General features: G+C 73.6%; 7 protein-coding genes. 6 read left to right on the top strand and 1 reads right to left on the bottom strand.

Going from position 1 to position 8,900, the window contains the following annotated elements:
- The 3 genes from AB0C69_RS32550 to AB0C69_RS32540 form a co-directional block, all read left to right on the top strand.
- On the top strand, positions 1 to 891 hold an 891-nt coding region (locus tag AB0C69_RS32550), incomplete at its 5' end, for an MFS transporter (RefSeq protein ID WP_360358788.1).
- Between the two features lie 81 nt (positions 892 to 972).
- A complete protein-coding gene (locus tag AB0C69_RS32545) occupies positions 973 to 1,854 on the top strand; it encodes a LysR family transcriptional regulator (RefSeq protein ID WP_360358787.1) in 882 nt (293 codons plus the stop codon).
- An 83-nt stretch (positions 1,855 to 1,937) separates the two neighbouring features.
- Positions 1,938 to 3,533 carry a Na+/H+ antiporter gene (locus tag AB0C69_RS32540; protein ID WP_345176321.1) on the top strand — a complete coding sequence of 532 codons (1,596 nt, stop codon included), beginning with the start codon at positions 1,938 to 1,940 and terminating at the stop codon, positions 3,531 to 3,533.
- 53 nt (positions 3,534 to 3,586) lie between these two features.
- Here AB0C69_RS32540 and AB0C69_RS32535 read toward each other — a convergent pair whose 3' ends face one another.
- Positions 3,587 to 4,501 (bottom strand): Lrp/AsnC family transcriptional regulator, encoded by a 915-nt coding sequence (locus AB0C69_RS32535; RefSeq protein ID WP_185024146.1) that lies wholly within the window; start codon positions 4,499 to 4,501, stop codon positions 3,587 to 3,589.
- Positions 4,502 to 5,218: 717 nt separating this feature from the next.
- On the opposite strand from AB0C69_RS32535, the gene AB0C69_RS32530 reads away from it, so the two are divergent.
- From AB0C69_RS32530 to AB0C69_RS32520, 3 genes are all read left to right on the top strand, one after another.
- Positions 5,219 to 6,655, top strand: a complete 1,437-nt coding sequence (locus tag AB0C69_RS32530) for a GuaB1 family IMP dehydrogenase-related protein (protein ID WP_345176327.1) — start codon at positions 5,219 to 5,221, stop codon at positions 6,653 to 6,655.
- 136 nt (positions 6,656 to 6,791) lie between these two features.
- Positions 6,792 to 7,424, top strand: a complete 633-nt coding sequence (locus AB0C69_RS32525; protein WP_360358786.1) for a hypothetical protein — start codon at positions 6,792 to 6,794, stop codon at positions 7,422 to 7,424.
- A 40-nt stretch (positions 7,425 to 7,464) separates the two neighbouring features.
- Positions 7,465 to 8,900: LCP family protein (locus AB0C69_RS32520; protein WP_360358785.1), on the top strand; the 1,436-nt coding region annotated here is incomplete at its 3' end.

The raw sequence follows: 8,900 nt of genomic DNA, 5'->3' as shown, positions 1-8,900 counted from the left end.
CCCGGCGGGGGCGCGTCCCCGCCGGTCATCGCCGCCGCCGCGATCGCCGGCCTGGCGGCGGCCGTCGCGTTCGTTCTGCTCGAACGCCTGCGCGGGCGGCCGCGCAGACGGGCGGACCGCGAGGCGCCACAGCCGATGCTGCCGCTGGACGTGTTCTCCTCGCGGCAGTTCTCCGCCGTCAACGTCGTCACGTTCATCATGTACGGCGGGATGGGCGTGATGTTCTTCCTGTTCGTCCTGAACCTCCAGGTCGTCACCGGGTTCTCGCCCATCGCGGCCGGGACGGCGCTGCTGCCGGTCACCGTGCTGATGCTGCTGCTGTCGGCCCGGGCGGGCGCGCTCGCGCAGAAGATCGGCCCTCGGCTGCCGATGACCGTCGGCCTGGTCGTGGCGGCCCTCGGGATGCTCCTGGTGGGCCGGATCGGCGCGGACGCCTCCTACGTCCGGGACGTCCTGCCGGCCGTGGTGGTGTTCGGGCTGGGGCTGGCGGCGGTGGTCGCGCCGCTGACCGCCACGGTCCTGGCGACCGCCGACGTCCGCCACGCGGGGGTGGCCAGCGGCGTCAACAACGCGGTGGCGCGGGCCGCCGGCCTGCTGGCGGTGGCGGCGATCCCGCCCCTGGCGGGGCTGACGGGCGACGCCTTCAAGAACCCGGTGGACTTCTCGCACGGGTACCGGCTGGCGATGATCACCTGCGCCGGTCTCCTGGCGGCGGGGGCCGTGCTGTCCTTCCTCACCGTCGGCGACGACGCGCTGCGGACGCCGTCCGGGGAACCGGTCCAGCCGGAATGCCGGCGCCAGTGCGGGGTGGGCGCGCCGCAACTGCAGCCCGAGCCGGAGACCGTCCCGGCCGGGCGCGCCGGGACGACCCCGCCCGGGCCCGAGAGCTGATCGCCGGACCGGTCCGCTGATTCCCGGTCCTAATCCGGCTATGTCCAGGACCGGAGCGGTTCGTTGGCATACGGTCAGTGCATGAATCTGCGGCAGCTGCGCTATGTCGTGGCGACCGCCGACCATGGCACGATGACGTCGGCGGCCCAAGCCCTCTACGTGGCCCAGCCCGCGCTGTCGCGGGCGGTACGCGAACTGGAGCGCGAGCTCGGCCTGGAGCTGTTCGCGCGGTCCGGGCGCGGGGTCGTCCTCACGCCCGCCGGGGAGCAGGTCGTCCGGCAGGCCCGGGTCGCCCTGGACGCCGTCGACGCGATCGAGGGACTGGCGGTCACGCGCGCCGACGGGCGCGGCGCGGAGCTGCGCATCGCGGTCACCGCGTCGCTGGAGCCGGAGCTGACCGGCGGCCTCATCCCCCGCTTCGCGCGCGACCAGCCCGCCGTGCGGGTCCGGGTGGTGCGCTGCGCGGACCGCGACCAGATCGCGGCGGTGCTGCGCGGGGGCCGCGCCGACCTGGCGCTGACCGACCTCCCCGTCCCCGGCGACATGACCGCGCACCCGTTCGAGCAGCGCGAGGTGGTGCTGATCTCCCCTCGCGCGCTGAAGGTCCGCGAACCGGTGCCGCCCGCCGCGCTGGACGGCATGCGGCTCGTCCTGCCCGCCCGCGGCGGCGCCCGCCGCGCGGAGATCGACACGATGCTGCGGCGGATCGGCGCGCGGCCGGTCGCCGCGGTGGAGTCCGACGAGCGCGGCGCCTGGCTCGGCTGGGTCCGCGCCGGGCGGGGCTCCTTACTCTGGTACCGCAACCAGATCGACGACACCGAAGGGGTGACGGTCCGCTCCTTCATGCCGCCGCTCACGCGCATGATCGGCCTCGTGCACGCGCACCGCCGGCTGCCGCCCGCCGCCCGCGACTTCCTGACCTTCGCCAAGCAGGCGCCGCACCACGACGACCAGGCCCGCTGACCGCGCCCCGGCCCCGGTTCCTCCCGGTCCGGCCGGGCCGCCCGCGCGACGCCGGTACCGCCCGGTCATGCCATGATTCGGCGGTGGGAACGACGCACGCACTCTGGCTGCTGGCCGTACCGGTCGGCGCCCTGATGGTGGCCGCGGCCGCGCGGCGCCTCGGCCTGTCGGCGCCGCTGGTCCTGGTGATCGCGGGGCTCGCCTTCTCCTTCGTCCCGGGGGTCCCGGAGTTCGAACTCGAACCCGAGTTCGTGCTGTTCGTGTTCCTGCCGCCGCTGCTGTTCTCCGCGGCGTGGAACAGCTCGTTCACCAACCTTCGGCAGAACGTCTGGTCCATCGGCCTGCTGTCGGTGGGGCTGGTGCTGTTCACGACCTTCGCCGTGGGCTACGTGGCGCATCTGATCGTTCCCGACCTGCCGCTGGCGGCGGCGTTCGTGCTCGGCGCGATCGTGGCGCCGCCGGACGCGGTGGCGGCGGTGAGCATCGCGCAGCGCCTCGGCCTGCCCCGCCGGACGGTCACGGTCCTCGTCGGGGAGAGCCTGTTCAACGACGCGACGGCCCTGACCGCGTTCCGGGTGGCGCTGATCGCGGCGACGGGCGCCGGGTTCACCCTCCTGGACGGCGTCGGACGCTTCCTGTTCGCCGCCGTCGTGGGCGCGGCGGTCGGGCTGATGCTCGGGCCGCCGCTGCACTGGCTGCGGACCCGGCTGAACGACCCGCTGGTCGAGAACGGCGTCGCGCTGGTGGCCCCCTTCGCCGCCTACCTCCTCGCCGAGACCGCGCACGCCTCCGGAGTGATCGCCGTGGTGGTCAGCGGCCTGTACCTGGGCAACCGGGAGACCCAGTCCGCGGCGGTGACCCGCCTGATCGGGCACTCCTTCTGGAAGGTCATGGTCTTCCTCCTGGAGTCGGTGGTCTTCCTGCTCATCGGCCTGCAGCTGCCCCCGATCGTCCACGAGATGTCGGGACGGAGCTGGCAGGAGCTGGCCTGGTGGTCGACCGCGGTGTTCGCCGTCACGGTCGCGGCCCGGTTCGTGTGGGTGTTCCCCGCCTCGCAGGTCCCGCGGCTGCTGTCGCGGCGGGAGCGGGCGGTGCCGAGCGTGGGCTGGCGCGGCCTGGTCGTGGTGTCGTGGGCCGGGATGCGTGGGGTGGTCTCGCTCGCCGCCGCGTTCGCGATCCCGTTCGTCGCCTCGGGCGGCACGCCGTTCCCGGGGCGCGACCTGATCCTGTTCCTGACGTTCACCACCGTCCTCGGGACGCTGCTGGTGCAGGGGCTGACGTTCCCCGCGCTGATCCGCGCGCTCGGCATCGGCGGGGACCGGGAGCGCTACGCCGACACCGTCGCTCTGGCGGGCGCGCAGCACGCCGCCGCGCAGGCCGCGCTGGAGCGGCTGGAGGAGCTGAACGCCGAGGAGCGGCTCGACGCGTCGGTCGTGGAGCGGCTGCGGCAGCTCGCCGAGCACCGGCAGCTGCGCGCCTGGGAGCGGCTCGGGGGCGGGACGGGCCCGGAGGGCGAGGAGGTGCCGACGGCGACGTACCGGCGCCTGCGACGGGAGATGCTGATGGCCGAGCGCCGGGTGTTCGTGCGGATGCGGGACGAGCGCCGCATCGACGACGAGGTCCTCGCACGCGTCATGCACGAGCTGGACCTGGAGGAGGTCGCCCTCAGCCGCGACTAGCGGGGGCCCTCGGCCCGGCCACGGTCGCGCCGTGGCCGGGCCGAGGGCCGCGCTCAGACCGCCCCGTTGAGGGGCTGCTCGGGCAGTTGGACGGCGTAGGACTCCTTCACCACGTCGAGGTGGTGCCAGGACTCCCGTACCGTCACCCCGGACACCGACCGGATGGCGTCGAACACGGCCACCAGCTCGGCGCGCGAGGCCGCTTCGACCTGCCCGACGATGTCGTAGCGGCCGAAGCCGGTCGCCAGGTAGCGGACGCCGTCCTGGGCGGCGACCGCGTCGGCGACCTTGCGGAGCCCGCCCGTCACCACCAGCCCGAACCCGCCGAGCTCCGCGGCGCCGAGCGCCAGGGGGTCGGCGAGGCCGGTCACCTGGATGACGCCGGTGCGCATGAGCCTGACCACCCGGGCCCGGGTGGCGGCCTGCGAGAGGCCGATGACGTGCGCGAGCCGGGTGTAGGGGGCGCGGCCGTCGCGCTGCAGCTCGTGCAGCAGCCGCCAGTCGATGTCGTCGAGGGTGACCTCGCCGAGCTCGCGCACCACCGCGTGCGTGTCGCGCACGGTGGACACCGACCGGAACACCTCGGCCGCGCGGACGCCGGCGACGGACCTGATGTGGTCCACCTCGGCCGCGAGCGCGGCGTCGTCGCGGGTGCGCACCTGGGCGACCAGGTCGTACGGGCCCGCGGTCAGCGCGGTGAAGCTGACCGCGGCGCGCTCGGCGACGGTCTCGGCCACCTCCCTCGCCGAGCCGGCCACGGTGACCGACACGTGCCCGATCGCCTCCGCGCCGACGACGGCGGCGTGCACGATGCCGACGACGCGGACGACCTGGGTTTCGAGAAGGTGCTGCACCCGTGCCCGCACCGCCGTGCGGGAAAGCCCGACGCGATCGGCCAGCGCCTGGAACGTCGCCCTGCCATCCCGCTGGAGCTCGCGGACGAGCACGGCGTCGACCGCATCCAGCACGGCTCTCCTCCTCGACATGTGATGAATCGTTTTGCCAGCAACTGCAAGATCATTCCATTTCAGGACGGTATGACGTCAAATATTGATCTTGCTCGTGTTCGCCCTGCCCGATGGCCGTCGAAGCGTCGGTGACCGGTTCCGGGCGGCGACGTTTTAAATGCCGCAGAAACCGGTACGAAAGCGCAACGCTGCCGAGCCCGCGCCGCTCGCACGGCGCGAGGCGGCCCGGGCGGTGGACGCGCCGGACGGCCGTGGCCGCTCCGGCGATCGCGGCCCGGTCGGGGCGGCCGGCGGCGCGGGCGGGCATGGCCGACCGGGACGACGTGCGTGACCTGCATGCGCTTCTCCCGGTGCTCTTCTGACCACCCCCTACGGCGGATCCGCCGTCCGCGCGAGGCACATGTAAGAAAAGTGCATCGGGGGCGCAGTTACGTCAAGAGGTAACTTTACAGAGAGCCAAGCCTCACGTTGCACCGTTTTGCATCAGGTGCACGGGCTCACTTTCGTTATCCCTGCAAGGAGGGGGGAAGACGGGCTGAGACGACACTCGACGCCCTCCCGGGACACAGTGCCATCACCCCTGGTCACGGGCTTTGCCCGCGGCCGCGGGGCGGTCCGGGGCGTCCGGCCGCCGGCCTCGGCGGGAGCACGGCCGGGTATCGCCGAGAATGTACGGTGGCCCAGCCACTGCGAACGCGATTGGTGTGTAGTACTGCCGTGCGCCTGCTGAACGATGAGCGTTCCGCTCACGATCTCACCTACAACGACGTCTTCATGGTCCCCCGCCGCTCCTCCGTCGGGTCGCGCCTGGAGGTCGACCTGGCCACCTCGGACGGCAGCGGGACCACCATCCCGCTCGTGGTGGCCAACATGACGGCCGTGTCCGGCCGCCGGATGGCCGAGACCGCCGCCCGGCGCGGCGGCGTCGCGGTCCTCCCGCAGGACATCCCGGTCGACGTCGTCGCCGAGGTCATCGAGTGGGTCAAGGGTCGCGACCTGGTGGTGGACACCGCGATCCGGCTGGACCCCTCCAGCACGGCCGGCGACGCGCTGGCGCTGCTGCCGAAACGGGCGCACAACGCCGTGATCGTCGTCGAGGACGACCGTCCGGTGGGCGTCGTCACCGAGGCCGACTGCATGGGCGTGGACCGGTTCGCCCAGCTCCGCGACATCATGTCCCGCGACCTGGTCACGCTGCCCGCCGGCGTCGACCCGCGGGAGGCGTTCAACCGGCTGCACGAGCGCGGCCACCGGCTCGCCCCCGTCGTGGACGCCGAGGGCCGCCTCGCCGGCGTCCTCACCCGCACCGGCGCGCTGCGCGCCACGCTCTACCGGCCGGCCGTGGACGCCGCCGGCCGGCTGCGCGTCGCCGCGGCGGTGGGCGTGAACGGCGACGTCGCCGGCAAGGCCAAGGCGCTGCTGGAGGCGGGCGCCGACCTGATCGTCGTCGACACCGCGCACGGCCACCAGGACAAGATGATCAGCGCGCTCGCCGCGGTCCGGGCGCTGGACCCCGCCGTCCCGGTCGTCGCCGGGAACGTGGTGACCGCCGAGGGCACCCGCGAGCTGATCGAGGCGGGCGCCGACATCGTCAAGGTCGGCGTCGGCCCCGGCGCGATGTGCACCACCCGGATGATGACCGGCGTCGGCCGCCCGCAGTTCTCCGCGGTGCTGGAGTGCGCCGCCGAGGCGCGCCGGCTCGGCCGCCACGTGTGGGCGGACGGCGGCGTCCGGCACCCGCGCGACGTCGCGCTGGCGCTCGCCGCGGGCGCCGCGAACGTGATGGTGGGCTCGTGGTTCGCCGGCACCTACGAGTCGCCGGGCGACCTGCAGCGGGCCGCCGACGGGCGGCTCTACAAGGAGAGCTTCGGCATGGCGTCCGCCCGGGCGGTGCGGCTGCGCACCGCCGAGGACTCCCCCTTCGACCGGGCCCGCAAGGCCCTGTTCGAGGAGGGCATCTCCACCTCCCGGATGTTCCTGGACCCTCAGCGGCCCGGCGTCGAGGACCTGATCGACTCGATCGTGGCGGGGCTGCGCAGCTCGTGCACCTACGCGGGCGCGCGGACCCTGGAGGAGTTCCACGAGCGCGCCGTGGTCGGGATCCAGAGCCCGTCCGGCTACGCCGAGGGCAAGCCGCTGTCCAGCAGCTGGTAAAGGGCGCCCCCGCGGATCGCCGGGCGTCCCCGCATTTCGCGACACGCCGCCGCCTTCGCGCCCCGATCAGCTCGCTGACCTGCACTCTCTTACGTCAGGAACGGAGAGGGGTCTCCGTCCCTGGAGGGGGCGCAGCATGGTCGACGGCGGGTCGGTCGGAGCCGGGGCGCGGCCGCTGCCGCAGGAGGGACCGGGCCCGGCGGCCCGGGACCGCGAGCGGGGGCGCCGGGCGCGGGAGGCGGCGCTGCGGGAGCTGGCCGAGGCGCTGGTGATCGCCGCGGTCTCCCCGGCCCTGCCGGGCATCGCGCACCTGCGGGCGGGGCGCGTCCGGCTCGGCGCGGCGCTGCTGACCGTCCAGGCGCTGGCGCTGACCGCGGCGGCCCTCGCCGCCGGGCACGGCCGCCCGCTCCTGCTGCACGCGGCGGCGAGGCCCGCGTGGCTGGCGGCGCTGACGGCCGGCTGCGTGGTCGTCGCGGCCCTGTGGGCGGGGCTGATCGTCCACTCCTACGCGGTGCTGCTCCCAGCCGGGCTGTCGCCGCTGTGGCGGCTCGCGGGCGGCACGACGGTGGCGGTCCTGTGCCTGCTGGTGATCGTCCCGCCGCTGACGGCCGCCCACGCGCTGGCGCCCTGCCCACTACGTGATCATCCGTACGGGTCCCCGAACGGCGGCGGATTCACTATCCTGACGATCTGCACCAAAGGCCACACCCGCTCGCATGCGATCGACTCTTACGCAACCTTTGCCCGGTTCGACGCGTCCATAATGTGAGCCGAGGCTTAATTCACTGTGGGTGGGAATCGGAGCGTACATGGGTCGGTCGCCAAGTGGGCGTGCCCGGAACAGGGACGATGAGGGTGCCTCCGGCGGAGCCGGGGGCCTCCCCCGCGCGCTGGCACTGACGCTCGCGTCCGCCCTGGTCTGGGGCGTCGCGCATTTCGTCACGGGCCGCCGGATCGCCGGCGGGATTCTGCTCGCGCTGTACGTGGCGATCGTCGCCGCCCTCGCGGGCGCCGCCACGTTCTACCGCTCCGATCTGGTGCACTACGCCGTCCAGCCCGCGGTGCTGCAGCGGACCTCCGCCGCGATCATCGCGCTCGGCGTGCTGTGGATCCTCGTCGTCGTCCGCTCCTACCTGCTGCTGCGCCCGACCCGCCTCGCCGCGGGCGCCCGGACGCTCGGCGCGGCCGCCGTCGCGGTGATGTGCGCCGCCGTCGCGGTGCCGGTGGCGTGGTCGGCGCACAGCACCTACGTGTACCGCGACGCGCTGACCAGTATCTTCCGCACCGGAAGCGAGAACGGCAAGCCGGTCGACACCGCGGACCCGTTCAACGGCCAGCCGCGCGTCAACATCCTGCTGCTCGGCGGCGACTCCGCCGCCGACCGCACCGGCGTGCGCACCGACAGCGTGACCCTCGCCAGCGTCGACACCAAGACGGGCGACACGGTGCTGCTGAGCCTGCCGCGGAACCTGGAGCGGTTCCCGATGCCGCCCGGCCCGGCCCGCGACCGGTTCCCCTACGGCTTCACCGGCGACGGCCCGCAGAACCCGGGCCTGCTCAACGAGGTCTACGAGTACGCCGAGAACCACCCCGACGTGGTGCCCGGCGTCGCCAAGAAGCGCCGCGGCCCCGAGCTGCTGAAGGCCACCGTCGCCGGAGTCCTCGGCCTGCGCGTGGACTACTACATCCTCGTCGACATGTTCGGCTTCGCCGACATTGTCGACGCCATGGGCGGCGTCAAGCTCAAGATCACCGAGCCGATCCCGTACGGCCTGCAGGGGGGCGTCCTGCAGCCCGGCTACCGGACGCTGAAGGGCAAGGAGGCCCTCTGGTACGGGCGGTCCCGCACCAACAGCAGCGACTACGTGCGGATGAGCCGGCAGAAGTGCCTGATGCGGGCGATCGCCGAGCAGGCCGACCCGCAGACCGTGCTCACCAGCTTCGACAAGCTCGCCGCGGCGGCCAAGCGGACGCTGTCGACCGACATCCCGCAGGAACTGCTGCCCGCGCTGATGAAGCTGTCGAACCGGGTCAAGAACGGCGCGCAGATCAGGAGCCTGCAGTTCGTCCCGCCGCTGATCTACACGGGGAACCCGGACTTCGAGAAGATCCGCACCCTGGCGGCCGACGCCGTCAACAGCGAGCCGGGTCAGCATCCAGCGACTCCTCGGCGTCAACGACATCGACATGGTGCACCTCGCCGCCGCCTACGCCGGCTTCGCCGCCCGCGGCAAGTACTGCGCCC

The sequence above is a fragment of the Actinomadura sp. NPDC048032 genome (genome assembly GCF_040653175.1).
Taxonomy (GTDB): domain Bacteria; phylum Actinomycetota; class Actinomycetes; order Streptosporangiales; family Streptosporangiaceae; genus Spirillospora; species Spirillospora verrucosospora.
Note: the sequence above shows the minus strand (reverse complement) of the source record. Positions and strands in the feature narration are given on the sequence as shown.

What these genes read in the sequence shown, in the direction of transcription:
- AB0C69_RS32545 (WP_360358787.1), top strand. Translation starts at nt 973, where the DNA reads ATGAATCTGCGGCAGCTGCGCTATGTCGTGGCGACCGCCGACCATGGC.
- AB0C69_RS32525 (WP_360358786.1), top strand. Translation starts at nt 6,792, where the DNA reads ATGGTCGACGGCGGGTCGGTCGGAGCCGGGGCGCGGCCGCTGCCGCAG.